We start from the raw sequence: 20,185 nt of genomic DNA on the forward strand, positions 1-20,185 counted from the left end.
CAGGAGCCTGATCATGGCCGCGCCAGCCCTTCCCCCTTTTACCCCCCGGTTCGGCGTAGCCGCTGCGATGCTCGGGCTGCTCAGCCTGGGTGGCTGCCAGATGGCCGGCCAGCGCGACAGCGTGCTGCCTGCCACGGGCGTGCAACCGCTCAAAGGCCTGGCACAGAATGTGTCGGTGCGCCGCAACGCCCTGGGCATGCCGCTGATTGAATCGAGCAACTTCCACGACGCGCTGTTCGCCCTGGGCTATATCCACGCCGGTGACCGCATCGGGCAGATGGTCGGCATGCGCCTGCTGGCTCAAGGCCGGCTGGCGGAAATGGCCGGTGCCGACGTGCTGGAAGTCGACCGCCTGATGCGCGCGGCCAACCTCAAGGCCAGCGCCAACCAGCTGTATGCCGATGCCTCGCCACGCCTCAAGCGTTTCTTCGAGGTGTATGCCCGTGGCGTCAACGCTTATATGTTCCGCTACCGCGACAAGCTGCCGGCACCATTGGCGCAAAGCGGCTACCGTCCGGAATACTGGAAGCCCGAGGACTCGGCGCTGATCTTCTGCCTGTACAACTTCAGCCAGTCGGTCAACCTGCAGGAAGAACTCGCAGCCCTGGGCCTGGCGCAAAAAGTCGGTACCGACAAACTGGCCTGGCTGCTGCCAAGCTACCCTGACGAACCGCTGGCGCTGAGCGAAACCGACAAGCTCAAAGGCCTGAACCTGAACACCCAGCTCGCGGGCCTGGCACCGTTGACCGCAGTCAGCGAGCAACTGGCCGCACTCAACCTGCTCGGCAGCGCCGGCTCGAGCAACTGGGCGATTGCCCCGCAGCGCAGCCGCAGCGGCAAGAGCCTGATGGCCAGCGATACCCTTGGTGCCTGGGCGATGAGCCCGGTGCAGATCCGTTCGCCCAAGTACCAGGCCGCTGGCGTATCCATCGCCGGCCTGCCGCTGGTGCTTTCAGGCTACAACGGCAAGCTGGCCTGGAGCGCCAGCGCGGTGATGGCCGACAACCAGGACCTGTTCCTGGAAAAACTGCGCAAGGAAGGCAGCCGCCTGATGTACCAGGCCGACGGTAAATGGCTGCCAGCCCAGGCCCGCAACGAAACCTTCTTCATCAAGGGCCAGCGCCCGCTGCGTGAAACCCTGTACGACACCCGCCACGGCACCCTGCTCGGCCAGCCGCAGAACGCCAGCCTGGGCCTGGCCCTGCGCATGCCCGAGCTCAAGGGCGACCAGAGCCTGGATGCGTTCTTCAACCTGTCGCGGGCGCAGAATGTCGAGCGCGCCTTCGACAACACCCGCGAGATTGGCGCTGCGGCGCTGAACTTCGTGTTTGCCGACGCCAGCAATATCGGCTGGCAGGTCAGCGGGCGCTTCCCCAACCGCCGCGAGGGCCAGGGCCTGCTGCCGTCGCCGGGCTGGGACGGTCGCTACGACTGGGACGGCTACGCCGACCCGATGCTCCACCCCTACGACCAGGACCCGCCCCAAGGCTGGATCGGCAATGCCAACCAGCGCAGCGTGCCCAAAGGCTATGGCATGCAGCTGTCCAACAGCTGGTACTACCCCGAGCGTGCCGAGCGCCTGGCGCAACTGGCCGGCAACGGCAAGCACGACAGCCGCAGCCTGATGCTGATGCAAAGCGACCAGACCACGCTGTTTGCCGACAAGCTGAAGAAAATGTTCCAAGCCCCCGGCATGGCCCAACCGCTGAAGCAGGCAATCGACGCCCTGCCTGCCGAGCAACGGACCAAGGCACGCGAAGCCTACACCCGCTTGATGGCCTTCGACGGCCGACTGAGCACCACCTCGGCAGATGCCGCCCTGTACCAACTGTTCCTGCAGGAAAGCGCCAAGCTGACCTTCCTCGACGAGCTCGGCCCTGAGTCCAGCCCGAGCTGGCAGGCTTTTGTCGGTAACGCCCGGCTGTCGTACTCGGCCCAGGCCGACCACTTGCTCGGCCGCGAAGACAGCCCGTTCTGGGACGATCAGAACACCGCGCAAAAAGAAGACAAACCGGCCATTCTCGCCCGCAGCCTGGCAGCAGCAATCACTGCCGGCGAAGCGCAACTGGGCAATAATCAGCGCGCCTGGCAATGGGGCAAACTGCACCAGTACCGCTGGCCGGCGCCGACTTTTCATGGCCTGGGTGACGCGGTCAGTCGCGGCGCGCTGGCCACGGGCGGCGACCACAGCACCCTGAACCTTGCGCCCTACGCCTGGGGCAAGGACTTCAACGCACAACTGGCACCGTCGCTGCGCATGGTGGTGGACTTCGGCCAGATTGAACCGCTGCAACTGCAAAGCAGTAGCGGCCAGTCCGGCAACCCGGCCAGCCCGCACTTTGCCGATGGCCTGGATGCCTGGTTCAAGGGCCGCTACATGAGCCTGCCGCTGCAACCACAAAACTTCGACCGCGCCTACGGCAACAAGCGCCTGACCCTGGTACCGGGCAGGTAAAACCGCGCAATCCGCACGCGCAGCCGGTGCAATGCCGGCTGCGCTGATCCATATCAACAGCCCCCGCCGACAAATCCCTTACAACGAAACTGAGGCAGGTTTCGTTACCCGCCTCTGCCTGATGAACCATAAAAACGATTGCAGCCCTGCGCCCAGGGGACCACCCCAGGCCAGGTGACTAAAGGAATAATGCAATGGCATCTGCCTTCTCCCGTCTGGCCCTGGTGGCCACGACCGTGTTCTCGTTCTCCGTATTCGCCAGCGAGCCGCCCCCGGCAGCGGCGGCCGACAGCGAACTGCTTGCCCGAGGCAAATACATCGCCCAGCTCGGCGACTGCATTGCTTGCCACACCGCACCGCAAGCACCGGAAATGGCCGGTGGCCTGCAACTGAAAACACCGATGGGCACCATCTACTCAAGCAACATCACCCCCGACCCGGACACTGGCATCGGCCGCTACAGCTTCGAGCAGTTCGACAAGGCCATGCGCGAAGGCGTGACCCCGGACGGCACCAACCTGTACCCGGCAATGCCCTACCCGTCCTACGCGAAAATGAGCGAAGCGGACATGCGCGCCCTGTACGCCTACCTGATGCAGGGCGTGACGCCAATCAGCCAGTCCAACCAGGAAGCGGACATGAGCTGGCCGTTCAACATGCGCTGGGGCCTGTCGCTGTGGAACTTCGCCTTCGTCGACAGCGAGCCCTTCGAGCCCGATCCCGCCAAGGACGAAGTGCTCAATCGGGGCGCCTACCTGGTGCAGGGCCTGGGCCATTGTGGTGCCTGCCATACCCCACGCGGCATCGCCTTCCAGGAAAAGGCCATGAGCGACGCCGGCCGCAGCGGCAAGCACTTCCTTGCCGGTGAAACCGTAGAGCACTGGCAGGCCCTGAGCCTGCGCAACCTGTGGACCGTGCAAGACACCGTGCAATTGCTCAAGACCGGGCAGAACCGCTTCGCCACGGTGTCGGGCAACATGGCCGACGTCATTCATCACAGTACCCAGCACTTCAGCGACGGCGACCTGGTGGCCATCGCCAGCTACCTGAAATCGCTGCCGCCGGGCAAGGATGACCTGCCGATGCCGGATATCCCGCTGGCCGCAGCCGTCGCCCCGGATGACCTGTTCAGCAGCCGCGGCGGCCTGGGCTACACCCAGTTCTGCAGTGATTGCCACCGCCCGGACGGGCGTGGGGTCCCGGGCCTGTTCCCGCCACTGGCCGGCAACCCGAGCATCGCCTCGACCAACCCGACCTCGCTGCTGCACATCACCCTCACCGGCTGGGAAACCGCGCAAACCGCCACCCATTCACGGGTTTACACCATGCCCGGCTTCGCCCGCCTGGCCGATCAAGAGATCGCCGAGATCCTCACCTTCGTGCGCGGTCGCTGGGGCAACAACAGCTCGCCGATCACTGCCAAGCAGGTGAAAACCCTGCGTGACCAGCTCAATCCGCAGACCACCGACTCCAGCGCCTTTGAAACCCCGCGCCTGGCCAACCTGCTCGCCGCAGCCAACGCCGACCAGGTGATCCGCGGCATGCGCTTGCACCTGCAAACCCGCGAGCTGTTGCCGGACAACGTCGGCAACGCGCTGAACTGCACCAGCTGTCACCTCAACGCCGGCACCGTGGCCGACGGCTCGCCGTTTGTCGGCGTCTCGGCGTTCTTCCCCAGCTACGCTCCGCGGGCGGGCAAGGAAGTCACCCTTGAAGAGCGCATCAACGGCTGCTTCCGGCGTTCGATGAACGGCAAGCCGATACCGCCGCAATCGGCGGACATGCAGGCGATGGTGGCCTATTTCGACTGGATGAAGATGAACACCCAGCCGGGCGACAAGGTGGCCGGGCGCGGGGTCGGCAAGATCGACACGGCGATCAAGCCAGACCTGGACAACGGCAAGCAGGTGTATGCCGAGCAGTGCGCGGTGTGCCATGGCAGCAATGGCGAGGGCCTGGCCCGAGAAGACGGCAGCCTGGTGTACCCGCCGCTGTGGGGCGATCAGTCGTTCAACATCGGCGCCGGCATGGCCCGCACCTATACCGCCGCAGCGTTCGTCAAACGCAACATGCCGATCGGCTTTCACGAGAAATTCCCCCTGGGCCAGGGCGGCTTGAGTGACCAGGAGGCAGTGGACGTCGCGGCCTGGTTCTCGCAACAGCCACGGCCGGACTTCCCGGACAAGGTCAAGGACTGGCCCAACGGCGGCAAGCCGGTGGATGCGCGATACTGAGGCTGTTCAGGGCCGCGCTGCGGCCCCTCGCAGGCAAGGCCAGTTCCCACTGAATGTGGGGCTGGCCTGGAATATGGTGTGAAACTTGCTATCACTGTGTTGTCTGGCATCGACCGGTAACGGCCCTTTGCCACCCCAACACTTTGCGAATCCAAGGACACACAATGAAAAAAGCATGGCTGACGCTTTCCGCACTCGCGTTGTGTCTGGCTGCGGGGAACACCCTGGCCAAGGAATACAAGGAGCTGCGCTTCGGCGTCGATCCGTCTTATGCACCGTTCGAATCGAAAGCCGCCGACGGTTCCCTGGTGGGCTTCGACATCGACCTGGGCAATGCCATCTGTGCTGAGCTCAAGGTCAAGTGCAAGTGGGTGGAAAGTGACTTTGACGGCATGATTCCGGGGCTCAAGGCCAACAAGTTCGACGGAGTGATCTCGTCGATGACCGTTACCCCGGCACGGGAAAAAGTCATCGACTTCTCCAGCGAGCTGTTCTCCGGCCCTACCGGCCTGGTGTTCAAGAAAGGTGCAGGCCTGACCGCCGACCCGGCCTCGCTCAAGGGCAAGACTGTCGGCTACGAGCAAGGCACCATCCAGGAAGCCTACGCCAAGGCCGTGCTGGACAAGGCCGGGGTCAAGACCCAGGCCTACCAGAACCAGGACCAGGTCTATTCCGACCTGACCTCCGGACGCCTGGATGCCTCGATCCAGGACATGCTCCAGGCCGAACTGGGCTTTCTCAAGTCGCCACAAGGCGCCGACTATGAAGTCAGTGAGCCGGTCGACAGCGAATTGCTGCCGTCCAAGACCGCAGTCGGTATCAAAAAAGGTAACACTGAGCTCAAGGCACTCCTGGACAAAGGTATCAAAACGTTACACGACGACGGCACCTACGCCACGATCCAGAAAAAGCACTTCGGTGACCTGAACCTCTACAGCGGCAAATAACCACTGCGGGAACCGGCAAACGCCGGTTCCCGCATGATCGCGTCCACTGGCATAGGTTCGCTTCATGTTCGAAGACCTGCTGCAGTTCCTGGGGCTCTCGGCATTCAGCTTGAAGGGCTTCGGCCCCTTGCTGCTGCAGGGCACCTGGATGACCCTCAAACTGTCCTTCATGTCGCTGCTGGTCAGCGTTGGCCTGGGCCTGCTCGGCGCCAGTGCCAAGCTCTCGCCGCTGCGCCCGCTACGCCTGATCGCCCAGGCCTACACCACGCTGATTCGCGGCGTGCCTGACCTGGTGCTGATGCTGCTGATTTTCTACAGCCTGCAAACCTGGCTGACCAGCCTCACCGACGCCATGGAGTGGGAATACATCGAGATCGACCCATTCGCCGCCGGGGTCATCACCCTGGGCTTCATCTACGGCGCCTATTTCACCGAAACCTTTCGCGGCGCAATTCTCGCCGTGCCGCGCGGCCAGGTCGAAGCGGCCACTGCTTACGGCCTCAAGCGCCTGCAACGCTTTCGCTTCGTGGTCTTTCCGCAAATGATGCGCTTCGCCCTGCCCGGCATCGGCAACAACTGGATGGTGATGCTCAAGGCCACTGCTCTGGTGTCGATCATCGGCCTGGCCGACCTGGTCAAGGCCGCCCAGGACGCCGGCAAGAGCAGCTACCAGCTGTTCTACTTCCTGGTGGTCGCGGCGTTCATCTACCTGTTGATCACCAGCGCCTCCAACGTCGCCCTGCGCTGGCTGGAACGGCGCTACAACGTCGGCACCCGGGAGGCCATCCGATGATCGAGCTCTTGCAGGAATACTGGCGTGCCTTCCTCTACACCGACGGCACCCACATCACCGGCCTGGCCATGACCCTGTGGTTGCTCACCGCAGCCCTGGCGATTGGCTTCGTGGTTTCGATCCCGTTGTCGATTGCGCGGGTTTCGCCGCGCTTCTGGGTTCGCTGGCCCGTGCAGTTCTATACCTACCTGTTCCGCGGCACGCCGCTGTATATCCAGTTGCTGATCTGCTACACCGGGATCTACAGCCTGGAAGCGGTGCGCGCGCAGCCGCTGCTCGACAGCTTTTTTCGCGATGCGATGAACTGCACCATCCTCGCCTTTGCCCTCAACACCTGCGCCTACACCACGGAGATTTTCGCCGGGGCGATCCGCAGCATGAACCATGGTGAAGTCGAGGCCGCCAAGGCCTATGGCCTGCGCGGCTGGAAACTTTATGCTTATATCATCATGCCGTCGGCGCTGCGCCGCTCGCTGCCCTACTACAGCAACGAAGTGATCCTGATGCTGCACTCCACCACGGTGGCCTTCACCGCCACCGTGCCGGACATCCTCAAGGTCGCCCGCGACGCCAACTCGGCCACATTTCTGACCTTTCAGTCGTTCGGCATCGCCGCGCTGATCTACCTGTGCGTGACCTTCGCCCTGGTAGGGCTGTTTCGCATCGCCGAACGTCGCTGGCTGGCTTTTCTAGGACCGACACACTAGGACTGATATGCATCACTCGACTCATGACATTCTGGCGCCGGTTCCAGGCATTGCCCGCCAGATCCACAGCTTTCACTTCGGCCCCCGCGGCGCCGGCAAAATCTACATCCAGGCCTCGCTGCATGCCGATGAACTGCCCGGCATGCTGGTGGCCTGGCACCTCAAGCAACGCCTGACCGAACTTGAGGCCCAGGGCCTGCTGCGCCGCGAAATCGTGCTGGTGCCGATCGCCAACCCGGTAGGCCTGGAACAGGTACTGATGGATGTGCCGCTGGGCCGTTACGAGCTGCAAAGCGGCGAGAACTTCAACCGCCACTTCGTTGACTTGAGCGACCAGATCGGCGACCAGATTGCCGATCACCTGACCCAGGACCCGCAGCACAACATTGCCCTGATCCGCGAAAGCCTGCGCCGCGCCCTGGATGCCCATGCCGCCCACACCCCGCTGCAATCCCAGCGCCTGACCCTGCAACGCCTGGCCTGTGACGCCGAGATGGTGCTCGACCTGCACTGCGACTTCGAAGCCGTGGCGCACTTGTACACCACGCCCGAAGCCTGGCCGCAAGTCGAACCGCTGTCGCGCTACCTGGGCGCCCAGGCCAGCCTGCTGGCCACCGACTCGGGCGGGCAGTCCTTCGATGAATGTTTCACCCTGGTCTGGTGGCAATTGCAGCAGCGCTTTGCCAAGCAGTTCCCGATCCCCCAGGGCAGCTTTTCGGTGACCGTCGAATTGCGTGGTCAGGGCGATGTCAGCCATCCGTTGGCGGAACAGGACTGCACGGCGATTCTCGAGTACCTGACGCGTTTTGGCGCCATCGAAGGCGAGCCTGCCGCCCTGCCCGCCCTGAGTTACCCGGCAACGCCGCTGGCCGGGGTGGAACCGGTGGCAACGCCGCTGGGCGGCCTGTTGGTGTTCCACGCCAAGCCGGGCCAGTACCTGCAGGCCGACCAACTGATCGCCGAAGTTATCGACCCGCTCAGCGACCGGGTCACCCCGGTGCGCAATACCCAGCCCGGCCTGCTCTATGCCCGCTCGCTGCGGCGCATGGCCACCGCCGGCATGGTCATCGCCCATGTGGCCGGCAACCAGGCCTACCGCAGCGGCTACCTGCTGTCGCCTTGACCCCTTACCTTTAGAGCCTGCGCATGTACAAACTGACCATCGAAGACCTGCACAAACGCTACGGCGAGCACCATGTGCTCAAGGGCGTATCGCTCAAGGCCAGGACCGGCGACGTGATCTGCCTGATCGGCGCCAGCGGCTCGGGCAAGAGTACCTTCCTGCGCTGCATCAACTTCCTCGAGCAACCCAACGAAGGCAGCATGACCCTCGATGGCAAGCCGGTGCACATGACCCAGGACCATCATGGCCTGCACGTCACCGATCCGGACGAGCTGCAGCGCCTGCGCACGCGCCTGGCCATGGTGTTCCAGCACTTCAACCTGTGGAGCCACCTGAGCGTGCTGGACAACATCGCCATGGCGCCGCGACGGGTGCTGGGCGTGAGCAAGCACGAGGCCGAGGAGCGCGCCCGGCGCTACCTGGACAAAGTCGGCCTGGCACCGCGGGTGGCCGATCAATACCCGGCATTTCTCTCCGGCGGCCAGCAGCAACGGGTGGCTATCGCCCGGGCACTGGCCATGGAGCCGGAAGTCATGCTGTTCGACGAGCCGACTTCGGCACTGGACCCGGAGCTGGTCGGCGAAGTGTTGCGGGTGATTCAGGGCCTGGCCGAAGAGGGCCGGACCATGATCATGGTGACCCACGAAATGGCCTTCGCACGCAAGGTGGCGAGCCAGGTGATGTTCCTCCACCAGGGGTTGGTGGAGGAGCAAGGGCCGCCGGACGAGGTACTGGGCAATCCAAAAAGCGAACGCCTGCGTCAGTTTCTCAGCGGCAACCTCAAGTAGCGGTCAGGCGACGGGGGCCGGTGGCGGCTCGTCAGGCAGAGTGGGCTCACCCGGCTCCATCGGTGGGGTATCACCCGGCTGTGCAGGGTTAGGCGTGTCTGGATCAGGCTGACCGGGCACGCCGCCTGCGTGGAGGATGTGCGGGTGCGGATGGGCCAGCAGCGACCAGGCCAACATCCCAACGCTGTTGGGCTGCAGCACGGCCAGCTTGGCACTGATGGTCGGGTCGAGTTTCATGGGCGGCTCCTGGTTGACGTCCGCCTGGCGTGTTGCCGGGCGGAACAGTTCAACTCATTGGAGTACGCCGCAGGCAAGGAATTCCCTCGCCTTGTCGCCTCAGGTGCGTGGCAGGGTAACGCCGCGCTGGCCCTGGTATTTACCGCCCCGATCCTTATAGGACACTTCGCATTCTTCGTCGGATTCGAGGAAGAGCATCTGCGCCACGCCTTCGTTGGCGTAGATTTTCGCCGGCAGCGTGGTGGTGTTGGAGAACTCCAGGGTCACGTGACCTTCCCACTCGGGTTCAAGCGGGGTGACGTTGACGATGATGCCGCAGCGGGCGTAGGTGCTCTTGCCCAGGCAGATGGTCAGCACGTTGCGCGGGATACGGAAGTATTCGACGGTGCGGGCCAGGGCGAAGGAGTTCGGCGGGATGATGCAGACGTCGCTCTTGACGTCGACAAAGCTGCCGGCGTCGAAGTTTTTCGGATCGACGGTCGCCGAGTTGATGTTGGTGAACACCTTGAATTCGTCGGCGCAGCGCACGTCGTAGCCGTAGCTGGAGACGCCGAAGGAGATCAGCCGGTTGTCGCTCTCACCGCGCACCTGGCGCTCGACGAACGGCTCGATCATGCCGTGTTCCTGCGCCATGCGGCGAATCCACTTGTCCGATTTGATGCTCATGGCGGGGTGTCCTGAAATTGCGTGGTGAAAAAATTCTGTGGCGCATCTTACCGGGCCCGGCGCCGGGTTCAAAGTTCCATGCAGCATCAACCGTCGGATCCCCGTACCACGGGGCCTGCACGGGAGCGCGAGGCACCGTCAGTCATGAATTATGAGAAAGCGTCACAAGACCATTGGCACGTTCTGGAAAAAGGGTTAAGGTGACGCCACTGTGCTGCACGTGTCACTGAGAATATCTACCTGATGCAAGATTTCGATCAACCCATCTTCATGAATTTTCTGCCTCTTTGCACTCAGTCTCGGCCAGGGCGTTTCCTGAGTCGTAGTTAACTTTGTCCAAGGAGACAGACCATGTCCAATCGCCAAACCGGTACCGTTAAGTGGTTCAACGATGAAAAAGGCTTCGGCTTCATCACCCCACAATCCGGTGACGACCTGTTCGTACACTTCAAAGCCATCAAAGCTGACGGCTTCAAAAGCCTGAAAGAAGGCCAAGCGGTCTCTTTCATCGCTACCCGCGGTCAGAAAGGCATGCAGGCTGAAGAAGTAGAAGTTATCTAACTTCCGCTTTACAGCTTGAAGAAAGCCCCGCCCTTAACAGGCGGGGCTTTTTTTATGCCCTGGATTTTGACCTCATCGCGGGGCAAGCCCGCTCCTACGGTAGGAGCGGGCTTGCCCCGCGAAAATCACCTCAGTCCTCGCTGATAGTGATATTCGGCATCGCCGGCGCCGCCGCTTCCTGCAACACGATCCGTGCACCGACCTGACGGGCCAGCTCCTGGTAGACCATGGCGATCTGGCTTTCCGGCTCGGCAATCGCCGTCGGCTTGCCGCTGTCGGCCTGTTCGCGGATCAGCATCGACAGCGGCAACGAGGCCAGCAGTTCGACACCGTACTGCGCCGCCAGCTTCTCGCCACCGCCCTCACCGAACAGATGCTCGGCATGGCCGCAGTTCGAACAGATGTGCACGGCCATGTTCTCGACCACGCCCAGCACCGGGATATTGACCTTGCGGAACATCTCCACGCCCTTCTTGGCGTCAAGCAGCGCCAGGTCTTGCGGGGTGGTAACGATCACCGAGCCGGCCACCGGGACTTTCTGCGCCAGGGTCAGCTGGATGTCGCCGGTGCCAGGCGGCATGTCGATCACCAGATAGTCGAGATCGTCCCAGGCGGTCTGGGTCACCAGTTGCAGCAAGGCCCCGGAGACCATCGGACCGCGCCAGACCATCGGCGTGTTGTCGTCGGTCAGGAAAGCCATGGACATGACCTCGACACCGTGGGCCTTGAGCGGCACGAACCACTTTTGCTCGCGAATCTGCGGGCGGGTGCCTTCGGCGATACCGAACATCACGCCCTGGCTCGGGCCATAGATGTCGGCATCGAGAATGCCTACCCGCGCGCCTTCGCGAGCCAGGGCCAGGGCCAGGTTGGCGGCGGTGGTCGATTTGCCGACACCGCCCTTGCCGGAGGCCACGGCGATGATGTTCTTGACGTTGGCCAGGCCCGGGATCTGCGCCTGGGCCTTGTGTGCGGCGATCACGCAGTTGATTTCGACCCGCGCCGAGGTAACCCCGTCGAGACCTTCGACAGCCGTTTGCAGCACCTGCGCCCAGCCATTTTTGAACAGGCCGGCGGCATAGCCCAGTTGCAGCTGCACGCTGACGCGATCGCCCTGGATATCAATGGCCTGGACACAGCCGGCGCTGACCGGGTCCTGGTTCAGGTATGGGTCGGTGTACTGGCGAAGAACGGCTTCGACGGCTGCGCGAGTGACGGCACTCATGGAGACTCCCGTGATAAAGACTGAGCAAAACAGACCACTATGCTAACCCGTCATCCCTCTTCAGATACGTCCATGGGGTGAAATATATTTCCCGGCGTTTTATAGTGGCCGATCACCGTTTCATCTCAAGTAGCCGAAAAAAGTAGCCGAGCCCCCATGTCCGAGCCACGTCAGATTCTCGTCACCAGCGCCCTGCCCTATGCCAATGGTTCCATTCACCTTGGCCATATGCTCGAGTACATCCAGACAGACATGTGGGTGCGCTTCCAGAAGCTTCGCGGCAACCAGTGCATTTATGTCTGCGCTGACGACGCCCACGGCTCGGCCATCATGCTGCGCGCCGAGAAAGAAGGCATCACCCCCGAGCAACTGATTGCCGCCGTCCAGGCCGAGCACAGCGGGGATTTCGCCGACTTTCTGGTCGACTTCGACAACTTCCACTCGACCCACGCCGAAGAAAACCGCGAACTGTCGAGCCAGATCTACCTCAAGCTGCGTGACGCCGGGCACATCGCTACCCGCTCGATCACCCAGTATTTCGACCCGGACAAAAAAATGTTCCTGGCCGACCGCTTCATCAAGGGCACCTGCCCCAAGTGCGCGGCTGAAGACCAGTACGGCGACAACTGCGAAAAATGCGGCGCCACCTACGCACCAACCGAGCTGAAGAACCCCAAGTCGGCGATTTCCGGCGCCACCCCGGTGCTCAAGGATTCGCAACACTTCTTCTTCAAGCTGCCAGACTTCCAGGCCATGCTCCAGCAGTGGACCCGCAGCGGTACCCTGCAGGACGCGGTGGCCAACAAGATCGCCGAATGGCTGGATGCCGGCCTGCAGGAATGGGACATCTCCCGTGATGCGCCGTACTTCGGCTTCGAGATTCCCGACGAGCCGGGCAAGTACTTCTACGTCTGGCTGGACGCCCCGATCGGCTACATGGCCAGCTTCAAGAACCTGTGCGCCCGCCGCCCGGAGCTGGACTTCGACGCGTTCTGGAACAAGGATTCGAAAGCCGAGCTGTACCACTTCATCGGCAAGGACATCGTCAACTTCCACGCCCTGTTCTGGCCAGCCATGCTCGAAGGCGCCGGCTACCGCAAGCCGACCGGCATCAACGTGCACGGCTACCTGACCGTCAACGGTTCGAAGATGTCCAAGTCGCGCGGCACCTTCATCAAGGCCCGCACCTACCTTGATCACCTGGCGCCGGAATACCTGCGTTACTACTACGCCTCCAAACTGGGCCGCGGCGTCGACGACCTCGACCTGAACCTTGAAGACTTCATCCAGAAGGTCAACTCCGACCTGGTTGGCAAAGTAGTCAACATCGCCAGCCGCTGTGCAGGCTTCATCCACAAGGGTAACGACGGCGTCATGGTGGCCGGCGACGCCGCACCGGAACTGACCGAGGCCTTCCTCGCTGCCGCCCCGGGTATTGCCGAAGCCTACGAAGGCCGCGACTTTGCCCGTGCCATGCGCGAAATCATGGCCCTGGCCGACCGCGCCAACGCCTGGATCGCCGACAAGGCGCCGTGGTCGCTGGCCAAGCAGGAAGGCAAGCAGGACGAAGTCCAGGCGATCTGCGCCCAGGGCATTAACCTGTTCCGCCAGCTGGTAATCTTCCTCAAGCCGGTGCTGCCGGTGCTGGCCGCCGACGCCGAGGCGTTCCTCAATGTCGCGCCACTGACCTGGGCCGATCACCAGACCCGCCTGAGCAACCATCAGCTCAACCCGTTCAAGGCGCTGATGAGCCGCATCGACCCGGCCAAGGTCGAAGCCATGACCGCCGCTTCCAAGGAAGACCTGGCCGCCAGCCAGACCAGCGTTGTCACCGGCAATGGCGAACTGGCCAAGGATCCGCTGTCGGCCGAGATCGACTTCGACACCTTCGCCGCGGTCGACCTTCGGGTGGCCCTGATCCTCAAGGCCGAAGCCGTCGAGGGCGCCGACAAGCTGCTGCGCCTGACCCTGGACATCGGTGACGAGCAACGCAACGTGTTCTCCGGCATCAAGTCGGCGTACCCGGACCCGGCCAAGCTCGAAGGTCGCCTGACCATGATGATCGCCAACCTCAAGCCGCGCAAAATGCGTTTCGGCATCTCCGAAGGCATGGTCATGGCCGCAGGCCCCGGCGGTGAAGAAATTTACCTGCTCAGCCCTGACAGCGGCGCCAAGCCGGGCCAGCGCATCAAGTAAGGCTCACGCCCCGGCCGATTGCGGCCGGGGCGTTCTCATCTTCGCGTCATTGCCGGATAATGGCGGACAGCCTCAGCATTCGGCCCCCTCATGAGCGAATTCTTCCTGGCCCTGGTCAGCGCCGCGCTGATCAATAACCTGGTCCTGCACCAGGGGCTGGCCATCGACCCCTTGCTGCGCAGCGACACCGATCCGGATCGGCGCCAGGTGCATGCGTTGGGCCTGGCGACCCTGGTGTCGCTGGTAGTGGCGGTCGGGCTTGGGCAACTGATTTATCACCTGGCGTTGCTGCCCCTGCAGCTTGAATACCTGCGCCTGTTCGTGTTCCTGGCGCTGTGCGTGTTACCGATCAAGCCGCTGCTCGCAGTGCTGACACGCCTGCTGCCAACCCTGCCCTTCGACGGTTTGTTGCCCCTGATGGTGGGTAACCTGGCGCTGCTAGGCTTGAGCCTGCAAGCCAGTGAAGGCAGCTATGGGATTTTGCAAACCCTGAGCTGGAGCCTGGGCGGTGGCCTGGGGTTCTGGCTGGCCCTGGGCCTGTTCAGCGACCTGCGCCAGCGCAGCGACCACGATGACATCCCCCTGGCCTTTCGCGGCCTGCCGATCGAGCTGATCGGCGCCGGGATCATGGCCATGGCGTTTCTCGGATTCAACGGACTATTCAACCCATGAGCTTGATTCAACGCATCGACGCCCTGTTGCCGCAGACCCAATGCGGCAAATGTGACCATCCTGGTTGCCGGCCTTACGCCGAAGGCCTGGCGGCGGGCGAAGCGATCAACAAATGCCCACCCGGAGGCGGCGAAACCATCGCAGCCTTGGCCAAGCTGTTGCACGTGCCGGTGATTGAGCTCGACCACGAGCGCGGCCGTGCACCGGCGCAAGTCGCCTATATCCGTGAAGCCGAATGTATCGGCTGCACCAAATGCATCCAGGCCTGCCCGGTGGACGCCATCATCGGTGCGGCCAAGCTGATGCACACCGTGATCAGCGCCGAATGCACCGGCTGCGACCTGTGCGTGGCACCGTGCCCGGTGGACTGCATCGACCTGCTGCCATTGACCGCCCACAGCAACATCGTGCCGATTGTCGGCGGCCTGGCCGAAGACACCCAGACCCTCGAGGCCCGCAGCCACAAGCGTAACCAGGCGCGGCGGCGCTTCGAGCAGCGCAACAACCGCCTGCAGCGCGAAGAAGCCCGCAAGCAGGCCGAACGCCTGGCCCGCAGCCAGCGTGCGGCCACTGCCACAATCACCACGCCGGGCGCCACTGTCGACGACCCGATCAAGGCCGCCATCGAACGGGTCAAGGCGCAGAAAGCCGCGGCCGCCGATGCAGCGCTGAAGCAGGCAAAAATCGCCGCCGCCATGAGCCGGGCGCAACTGAGCAAGGCCCGAAGCGCCTTTGGCGAGGCGCCGAACCAGGCCCAGCAAGCACAATTGGCTGAACTTGAGCACGAAGCGCAACAGGCCCAGGCTCGCCTGCAAGCACTGCAACCGGCGGCCGCCAATGGCCACGGCTGATAGCAGCGAGCGCCTGCGCAGCACCATGGCCATGGTGCTGCTGGCCAGCGCACCCGGGTTGCTGACCCTGCTGTGGCTGCATGGCTGGGGGCTGCTGCTGAACCTGCTGCTGTGCGCCGTTGCGGCGCTGGCGACTGAAGCGGCGCTGCTGCGACTGCAACAACGGCCAGGCCTGCCGGCGCTGAACGACGGCAGCGCCCTGGTGACTGCGGTGCTGCTGACAGCGGCACTGCCCGCCTACGCGCCCTGGTGGCTGCCAGCAATTGCCGCCAGCAGTGCCATTGCCCTGGGCAAGCAACTGTACGGCGGCGTCGGCAAGAACCTGTTCAACCCGGCGATGCTCGGCTATGCGCTGGTGTTGCTGTCGTTCCCGCAGCACATGACCCAGTGGCCGGTCACCCAGGTGCTGGGCCTGACCGACACGCTGCAGCAAGTGTTCGGCCTTGATTTGGGCAACCAGCCCGACGCCTGGGCGCAAGCCACGGTACTTGACGGCCTGCGCAACAACCGCAGCCTGACCATCGATGAATTGTTCGCCAGTCATCCGGGCTTCGGCCACCTTGGCGGTCGCGGCAGCGAATTCGTCAACCTGGCCTTTTTGCTCGGCGGCTTGCTTCTGGTGCAACGCAAGGTCATCAGTTGGCATGCGCCGCTCGGCCTGCTGGCCAGCCTGTTCGTGGCCAGCCTGCTGTGCTGGAACGGCTCGGGCTCGGACTCAAACGGCTCGCCGTTGCTGCACCTGCTGTCCGGTTCAACCATGCTGGTGGCGTTCTTCATTGTCACCGAGCCGGTTTCAGGAGCGAAAAGCCCGAAGGCCAAGCTGCTGTTTGGCGTCGGCGCGGGCTTGCTCATCTACCTGATCAGAACCTGGGGCAGTTACCCCGACGGCGCCGCCTTCGCGGTCCTGCTGATGAATCTTTGTGTTCCGTCCCTGGAGCGCTGGGCAGAACGCGGGCAAACATCATGAGCACCTCGTCGATTCGCACCACCGCGCTGCTACTGAGCCTTGCCGTGCTGGCCGTGGGTGGCACGGTGCTTTGGCAACAGTTCACCACCGCGCGCATCACTGCCGCCGAGCAGCAGCTCAAGGCCCAACGCTGGCTGAGCGTTCTGGCGCAGCAGGCCTACGACAACCAACCGCTGCAACAGCCCCTGACTCTGGGCGCCACCAACCTGGACCACAGCCGGCTGCTCGCAGGCTATCTGGCAACCTTGAAAGGCCAGCCGAGCGCCGTTGTGCTGCACAGCCAGAGCCAGGGTTACGGCGGCCCGCTGGACCTGCTGATTGCCATTGATGAGGGGGGGCGCCTGATCGGCGTCAAGGTGCTGCAACAACAGGAGACGCCAGGCCTGGGCGGCAAGCTGGTGGAACCCGGCAACACCTGGCTGCAAGGCTTTGTCGGCAACAGCCGGCAAAAAACGCCTGATTCAGCCTGGGCGCTCAAGCGTGACAACGGCCAGTTTGATCAGTTGGCCGGTGCCACCGTCACCTCCCGCGCCGTCATTCAAGCCACCCACGATGCCCTGCGCTATTTCGACGAGCATCGCCAACAGTTGCTAAGCGCAGGTGCGGATGAATAGACAATGGCTCGCCGCAATAAGCCTGGCGCCCGTGCTGGGCGCCACCCAGACATTGCTGCAGGCCAGCACCATGGCGCTGCTAAGCCTGCTGGCCGTTGGCCTGCACCGTCTGTGCATGCCCCCCCTGCGCAAACAGCTGGACGCTGACGCCCGCCTGTTCGCAAGCGTGCTGATGGCCGCCCTGCTGGTCACCTGCCTTGAGCTAGGCTTGCGCGCCTGGGCCCTGCCGCTGGCACTGGAGCTGGGCCGCTATCCGGCGTTGATCGCCGTACAATGCCTGCTGTTCGAGCTGGCCCTGGGTAACGATGCCCGCTGGCGTACCGCAGCTACCACACTGGCAGCATTTGCTGCGCTGTGCATGGCCGCGGGGTTCACGCGCCAGCTGCTCAGTGAGTTTGCCAACCTGCGCCTGGCCGGCATGTTGCCCGGCGCCTTGATCCTTCTGGGCCTGATACTCGCCCTGTATAACCGGGTTTGCCAACGGCGAGCCCTTTCCCGTCGTCAAGGAACGCTTTGACCCCATGAATGCCGCCAAACGCCTGGAAATTTTTCGCAGGTTGCATGAAGACAACCCCGAGCCGAAAACCGAGCTGGCCTACACCAATCCTTTCGAACTGCTGATTGCGGTCATCCTCTCGGCACAGGCTACCGACGTCAGCGTGAACAAGGCCACGGCCAAACTGTACCCGGTCGCCAATACCCCGCAAGCCATCCATGCCCTGGGTGTTGACGGCCTGTCGGAGTACATCAAGACCATCGGCCTGTACAACAGCAAGGCGAAAAACGTCATCGAAACCTGTCGCCTGCTGATGGAGCAACATGGCAGCCAGGTACCAGAAACCCGCGAAGCGCTTGAAGCACTACCCGGGGTTGGCCGCAAGACCGCCAACGTGGTGCTCAACACCGCCTTTCGGCAACTGGCCATGGCCGTTGATACGCATATTTTCCGGGTCAGCAACCGCACCGGCATTGCCCCGGGCAAGACCGTTCTGGAAGTTGAAAAGGCCTTGATGAAGTTCGTGCCCAAGCCGTACCTGCTTGACGCCCACCATTGGTTGATCCTGCACGGGCGCTATGTGTGCCAGGCGCGCAAACCCCGTTGCGGTAGTTGCCGGATCGAAGATTTGTGCGAGTACAAGCAGAAAACTTCGGACGATTGAGCCGATAGTGAAAAGACAGCTTGGTCGATTGAAAAAATCTTTTTTACCCGGTCAAAATTTCTCGCTATAAGGTGCGCCAATGGCCCTCTTGGCTTGGAGTGACTTATGAGCACCGATAAAGAAGACCTGGTTGTAGATGATGACATCGTCACTGAAGACGCAGACGACGAGGTCCCGGTTGAAGTGGCAAAAACCAACCTGAGCAAACGCCGCACCATCGACAACCTGCTGGAAGAACGTCGCTTGCAAAAACAGCTGGCCGATTACGACTTCGACCTCTGAAGGATCGATACCGACAGATCACAAAAGCCTCCTTGATGGAGGCTTTGTTGTTTCTGGGCATTTCAAACAAGCCCGTTGCGCTGGGCCAGTTCGATCAGGTCAACCAACGAGCGAGCATTGAGTTTGAGCAATAATCGCGTTTTGTAGGTACTCACCGTCTTGTTGCTGAGGAACATGCCATCGGCAATCTCCTTGTTGGTTTTTCCGCGGGCCAGTTGCTGCAGCACCATCATCTCCCGGCCTGACAAACGCTCGACCATGTCCGCCTCGCTGGCGCCGCCCAGGTTAGAGCGAACCGAATGCAGCGCCTGGTTGGGGAAGTAGCTATACCCGGAAAGCACTGCCTTGATAGCGCTAAGCAACTCGGTCAGGTCCTGCTGCTTGCAGACATAGCCCGCAGCCCCTGCCTGCATGCAGCGCATGGAAAAATGCCCGGGCGCCTGCGAGGTCAATACCAGCACTTTGATGCTGGCATTGTTGGCGGTCAGCCGGGCGATCACCTCAAGGCCGTCAAGTTTGGGGATGCCGATGTCCAGGATAACGATATCCGGACCATGCTCGCGTGCCAGCTGCAATGCGTCCACGCCGTTATCCGTCTCGGCAATGACTTCATAACCATGCCGCTCCATCAACATGCGTACAGCCAGGCGAATGACCGGATGATCATCCACGATCAGGACTTTATTCATGGGCAAAATCCAATTGTTCGCTGTTCTATTTTTTGAGCCAGCACAATAGCCTAGTTACACGACATATTGTATTGCGCCATTAACAAGCAAATGCACACAAGGACACAACCTACAACCATTAAAGAATTATCCTACAAGCGGGAAATACCAATAATTCTTTAAGGAATCAACACCTCGCTGGTAATTGCAGACCGTGTAAAGGCCGTACAAAACTTTCTCTATCACGGTAGCACCAGAGAATAAAATAACCTATAAAACCCAGCCTTATTACCTGAAGGAAATGCCCTATAGACTTGTTTGATAAAACCATATTGCAATTTGTGTATAATCGTTACATGTCCGTATTGGACACATTACCCAACCGAGAAACACAGCATGCTGCCTGGCATGGCGCAGCCCATGTAAACCTCGCAGTCACTGCGAACTTGCCCCGGTGGGCACATGGGAATCCTGGATGAGCAAAATCGAGCCGAAAAGCCCTTTGACGATCATTGCGATTTTCGCCGGCATCATCGAAGCCTCGGCGCTAGCCTCGCTGCCATTTCTGGGTGAAGACAGCCAGGGTATTTATACCTGGTTCCTGGTGGGCTTTCCGTTCTTCCTCACGGTATTGTTTTTCCTGACCCTTAACTTCAACTACAAATCGCTTTACTCACCTGAGTTGAACGAACCGACACCAGGCGTTATTCCAGCACCTGACACTGCCGATGCAAAAACTACTCTTGAGTCTCCAGCCCCCGCCCTTGTTACTTCCAGTCCGGTTGATACTCCAGCCGACCGCCCCATAGAAACTCCGAAAGCAATCGAAACAGCGAATGCACCCGCCATTAATAGCGGATGCACTACCGTCACGATTGCGCTGCGCGGCCCGGCAGCGGCCGACTTGATAAGCTACTTCGCCTTGCACGCACTCAAATCCCCGCCCGCACCGGACAGCAAATGGATTTTGTGCAACCTCGATAGCGGCAGGCAAACCGTGTTGCTGACGCGGCCGTTGAATGGTCCGGCACACTAATGT

General features: G+C 62.1%; 20 protein-coding genes and 1 pseudogene. 17 read left to right on the forward strand and 4 right to left on the reverse strand.

The window, feature by feature from the left end; genetic code table 11:
* Window positions 1-13 precede the first annotated feature (13 nt).
* The 7 genes from LOY34_RS21080 to LOY34_RS21110 all read left to right on the forward strand — a co-directional run bounded on the left by LOY34_RS21080 (window position 14) and on the right by LOY34_RS21110 (window position 9,047).
* Entirely contained in the window at window positions 14-2,455 is a 2,442-nt protein-coding gene (locus LOY34_RS21080; protein WP_195884864.1) for a penicillin acylase family protein, read from the forward strand.
* 194 nt (window positions 2,456-2,649) lie between these two features.
* A complete protein-coding gene (locus LOY34_RS21085; RefSeq protein WP_195884865.1) occupies window positions 2,650-4,689 on the forward strand; it encodes a c-type cytochrome in 2,040 nt (679 codons plus the stop codon).
* 164 nt (window positions 4,690-4,853) lie between these two features.
* Entirely contained in the window at window positions 4,854-5,636 is a 783-nt protein-coding gene (locus tag LOY34_RS21090; RefSeq protein ID WP_258663987.1) for a transporter substrate-binding domain-containing protein, read from the forward strand.
* A gap of 64 nt (window positions 5,637-5,700) precedes the next feature.
* On the forward strand, window positions 5,701-6,429 hold the full coding sequence (locus LOY34_RS21095) for an ABC transporter permease (protein ID WP_093380154.1): 729 nt from the start codon (window positions 5,701-5,703) through the stop codon (window positions 6,427-6,429).
* Window positions 6,426-7,136 carry an ABC transporter permease gene (locus LOY34_RS21100; RefSeq protein ID WP_038999132.1) on the forward strand — a complete coding sequence of 237 codons (711 nt, stop codon included), beginning with the start codon at window positions 6,426-6,428 and terminating at the stop codon, window positions 7,134-7,136. Before LOY34_RS21095 ends, LOY34_RS21100 begins: the two co-directional genes overlap by 4 nt.
* 7 nt (window positions 7,137-7,143) lie before the next feature.
* A complete protein-coding gene (locus tag LOY34_RS21105; protein WP_195884866.1) occupies window positions 7,144-8,259 on the forward strand; it encodes a succinylglutamate desuccinylase/aspartoacylase family protein in 1,116 nt (371 codons plus the stop codon).
* A 23-nt stretch (window positions 8,260-8,282) separates the two neighbouring features.
* On the forward strand, window positions 8,283-9,047 hold the full coding sequence (locus LOY34_RS21110; RefSeq protein WP_045197766.1) for an ABC transporter ATP-binding protein: 765 nt from the start codon (window positions 8,283-8,285) through the stop codon (window positions 9,045-9,047).
* 3 nt (window positions 9,048-9,050) lie between these two features.
* Here LOY34_RS21110 and LOY34_RS21115 read toward each other — a convergent pair whose 3' ends face one another.
* Both LOY34_RS21115 and dcd read right to left on the reverse strand, forming a co-directional pair.
* On the reverse strand, window positions 9,051-9,284 hold the full coding sequence (locus tag LOY34_RS21115; RefSeq protein WP_123564594.1) for a hypothetical protein: 234 nt from the start codon (window positions 9,282-9,284) through the stop codon (window positions 9,051-9,053).
* A 99-nt stretch (window positions 9,285-9,383) separates the two neighbouring features.
* On the reverse strand, window positions 9,384-9,950 hold the full coding sequence (dcd, locus tag LOY34_RS21120) for a dCTP deaminase (protein WP_028943496.1): 567 nt from the start codon (window positions 9,948-9,950) through the stop codon (window positions 9,384-9,386).
* A gap of 351 nt (window positions 9,951-10,301) precedes the next feature.
* Between dcd and LOY34_RS21125 the strand changes: the two genes are divergently transcribed.
* Window positions 10,302-10,511: a cold-shock protein gene (locus tag LOY34_RS21125; protein ID WP_010221054.1), complete on the forward strand. Its 210-nt coding sequence runs from the start codon at window positions 10,302-10,304 to the stop codon at window positions 10,509-10,511.
* A gap of 130 nt (window positions 10,512-10,641) precedes the next feature.
* Here LOY34_RS21125 and apbC read toward each other — a convergent pair whose 3' ends face one another.
* Window positions 10,642-11,736, reverse strand: coding sequence for an iron-sulfur cluster carrier protein ApbC (gene apbC, locus LOY34_RS21130; protein WP_045197762.1), 1,095 nt, complete (start codon window positions 11,734-11,736; stop codon window positions 10,642-10,644).
* A 156-nt stretch (window positions 11,737-11,892) separates the two neighbouring features.
* Between apbC and metG the strand changes: the two genes are divergently transcribed.
* The 8 genes and pseudogenes from metG to LOY34_RS21170 all read left to right on the forward strand — a co-directional run bounded on the left by metG (window position 11,893) and on the right by LOY34_RS21170 (window position 18,478).
* Window positions 11,893-13,932, forward strand: a complete 2,040-nt coding sequence (metG, locus tag LOY34_RS21135) for a methionine--tRNA ligase (RefSeq protein ID WP_045197760.1) — start codon at window positions 11,893-11,895, stop codon at window positions 13,930-13,932.
* A 90-nt stretch (window positions 13,933-14,022) separates the two neighbouring features.
* Window positions 14,023-14,604 (forward strand): electron transport complex protein RnfA, encoded by a 582-nt coding sequence (locus tag LOY34_RS21140; RefSeq protein ID WP_195884867.1) that lies wholly within the window; start codon window positions 14,023-14,025, stop codon window positions 14,602-14,604.
* Window positions 14,601-15,437: pseudogene (gene rsxB, locus LOY34_RS21145) on the forward strand (electron transport complex subunit RsxB); the annotation flags it as partial. The gene LOY34_RS21140 and the pseudogene rsxB, both read left to right, overlap by 4 nt.
* Window positions 15,438-15,441: 4 nt before the next feature.
* Window positions 15,442-16,422, forward strand: a complete 981-nt coding sequence (locus tag LOY34_RS21150; protein WP_093380146.1) for an RnfABCDGE type electron transport complex subunit D — start codon at window positions 15,442-15,444, stop codon at window positions 16,420-16,422.
* Complete coding sequence (locus LOY34_RS21155; RefSeq protein ID WP_045197751.1) at window positions 16,419-17,036, forward strand: RnfABCDGE type electron transport complex subunit G; 618 nt, start codon at window positions 16,419-16,421, stop codon at window positions 17,034-17,036. The genes LOY34_RS21150 and LOY34_RS21155 overlap by 4 nt, the downstream gene beginning before the upstream one ends.
* Window positions 17,029-17,553 carry an Rnf-Nqr domain containing protein gene (locus LOY34_RS21160; RefSeq protein ID WP_258663990.1) on the forward strand — a complete coding sequence of 175 codons (525 nt, stop codon included), beginning with the start codon at window positions 17,029-17,031 and terminating at the stop codon, window positions 17,551-17,553. Before LOY34_RS21155 ends, LOY34_RS21160 begins: the two co-directional genes overlap by 8 nt.
* Window positions 17,554-17,557: 4 nt before the next feature.
* Window positions 17,558-18,196: an endonuclease III gene (gene nth / locus LOY34_RS21165; protein ID WP_045197747.1), complete on the forward strand. Its 639-nt coding sequence runs from the start codon at window positions 17,558-17,560 to the stop codon at window positions 18,194-18,196.
* A 105-nt stretch (window positions 18,197-18,301) separates the two neighbouring features.
* A complete protein-coding gene (locus LOY34_RS21170; RefSeq protein ID WP_045197746.1) occupies window positions 18,302-18,478 on the forward strand; it encodes a PA3496 family putative envelope integrity protein in 177 nt (58 codons plus the stop codon).
* A gap of 62 nt (window positions 18,479-18,540) precedes the next feature.
* On the opposite strand, the gene LOY34_RS21175 is transcribed toward LOY34_RS21170, so the two are convergent.
* Window positions 18,541-19,167 carry a response regulator transcription factor gene (locus LOY34_RS21175; RefSeq protein ID WP_045197743.1) on the reverse strand — a complete coding sequence of 209 codons (627 nt, stop codon included), beginning with the start codon at window positions 19,165-19,167 and terminating at the stop codon, window positions 18,541-18,543.
* 454 nt (window positions 19,168-19,621) lie between these two features.
* Here LOY34_RS21175 and LOY34_RS21180 point away from each other — a divergent pair, with 454 nt between their 5' ends.
* A complete protein-coding gene (locus LOY34_RS21180) occupies window positions 19,622-20,182 on the forward strand; it encodes a hypothetical protein (RefSeq protein WP_230090892.1) in 561 nt (186 codons plus the stop codon).
* Window positions 20,183-20,185: the final 3 nt, after the last annotated feature.

It is taken from the genome of Pseudomonas sp. B21-009 (genome assembly GCF_024749345.1).
In the GTDB taxonomy this organism is placed as follows: domain Bacteria; phylum Pseudomonadota; class Gammaproteobacteria; order Pseudomonadales; family Pseudomonadaceae; genus Aquipseudomonas.

Bases quoted from the DNA above. Each gene is read 5' to 3' on its own strand.
- LOY34_RS21180 (WP_230090892.1), top strand. From the start codon at position 19,622: ATGAGCAAAATCGAGCCGAAAAGCCCTTTGACGATCATTGCGATTTTC.
- nth (WP_045197747.1), top strand. From the start codon at position 17,558: ATGAATGCCGCCAAACGCCTGGAAATTTTTCGCAGGTTGCATGAAGAC.
- LOY34_RS21095 (WP_093380154.1), top strand. From the start codon at position 5,701: ATGTTCGAAGACCTGCTGCAGTTCCTGGGGCTCTCGGCATTCAGCTTG.
- LOY34_RS21140 (WP_195884867.1), top strand. From the start codon at position 14,023: ATGAGCGAATTCTTCCTGGCCCTGGTCAGCGCCGCGCTGATCAATAAC.
- LOY34_RS21170 (WP_045197746.1), top strand. From the start codon at position 18,302: ATGAGCACCGATAAAGAAGACCTGGTTGTAGATGATGACATCGTCACT.
- metG (WP_045197760.1), top strand. From the start codon at position 11,893: ATGTCCGAGCCACGTCAGATTCTCGTCACCAGCGCCCTGCCCTATGCC.
- apbC (WP_045197762.1), bottom strand. From the start codon at position 11,736: ATGAGTGCCGTCACTCGCGCAGCCGTCGAAGCCGTTCTTCGCCAGTAC.
- LOY34_RS21150 (WP_093380146.1), top strand. From the start codon at position 15,442: ATGGCCACGGCTGATAGCAGCGAGCGCCTGCGCAGCACCATGGCCATG.
- LOY34_RS21125 (WP_010221054.1), top strand. From the start codon at position 10,302: ATGTCCAATCGCCAAACCGGTACCGTTAAGTGGTTCAACGATGAAAAA.
- LOY34_RS21175 (WP_045197743.1), bottom strand. From the start codon at position 19,167: ATGAATAAAGTCCTGATCGTGGATGATCATCCGGTCATTCGCCTGGCT.
- LOY34_RS21110 (WP_045197766.1), top strand. From the start codon at position 8,283: ATGTACAAACTGACCATCGAAGACCTGCACAAACGCTACGGCGAGCAC.
- LOY34_RS21105 (WP_195884866.1), top strand. From the start codon at position 7,144: ATGCATCACTCGACTCATGACATTCTGGCGCCGGTTCCAGGCATTGCC.
- LOY34_RS21100 (WP_038999132.1), top strand. From the start codon at position 6,426: ATGATCGAGCTCTTGCAGGAATACTGGCGTGCCTTCCTCTACACCGAC.
- LOY34_RS21155 (WP_045197751.1), top strand. From the start codon at position 16,419: ATGAGCACCTCGTCGATTCGCACCACCGCGCTGCTACTGAGCCTTGCC.
- LOY34_RS21090 (WP_258663987.1), top strand. From the start codon at position 4,854: ATGAAAAAAGCATGGCTGACGCTTTCCGCACTCGCGTTGTGTCTGGCT.
- dcd (WP_028943496.1), bottom strand. From the start codon at position 9,950: ATGAGCATCAAATCGGACAAGTGGATTCGCCGCATGGCGCAGGAACAC.
- LOY34_RS21115 (WP_123564594.1), bottom strand. From the start codon at position 9,284: ATGAAACTCGACCCGACCATCAGTGCCAAGCTGGCCGTGCTGCAGCCC.
- LOY34_RS21080 (WP_195884864.1), top strand. From the start codon at position 14: ATGGCCGCGCCAGCCCTTCCCCCTTTTACCCCCCGGTTCGGCGTAGCC.
- LOY34_RS21160 (WP_258663990.1), top strand. From the start codon at position 17,029: ATGAATAGACAATGGCTCGCCGCAATAAGCCTGGCGCCCGTGCTGGGC.
- LOY34_RS21085 (WP_195884865.1), top strand. From the start codon at position 2,650: ATGGCATCTGCCTTCTCCCGTCTGGCCCTGGTGGCCACGACCGTGTTC.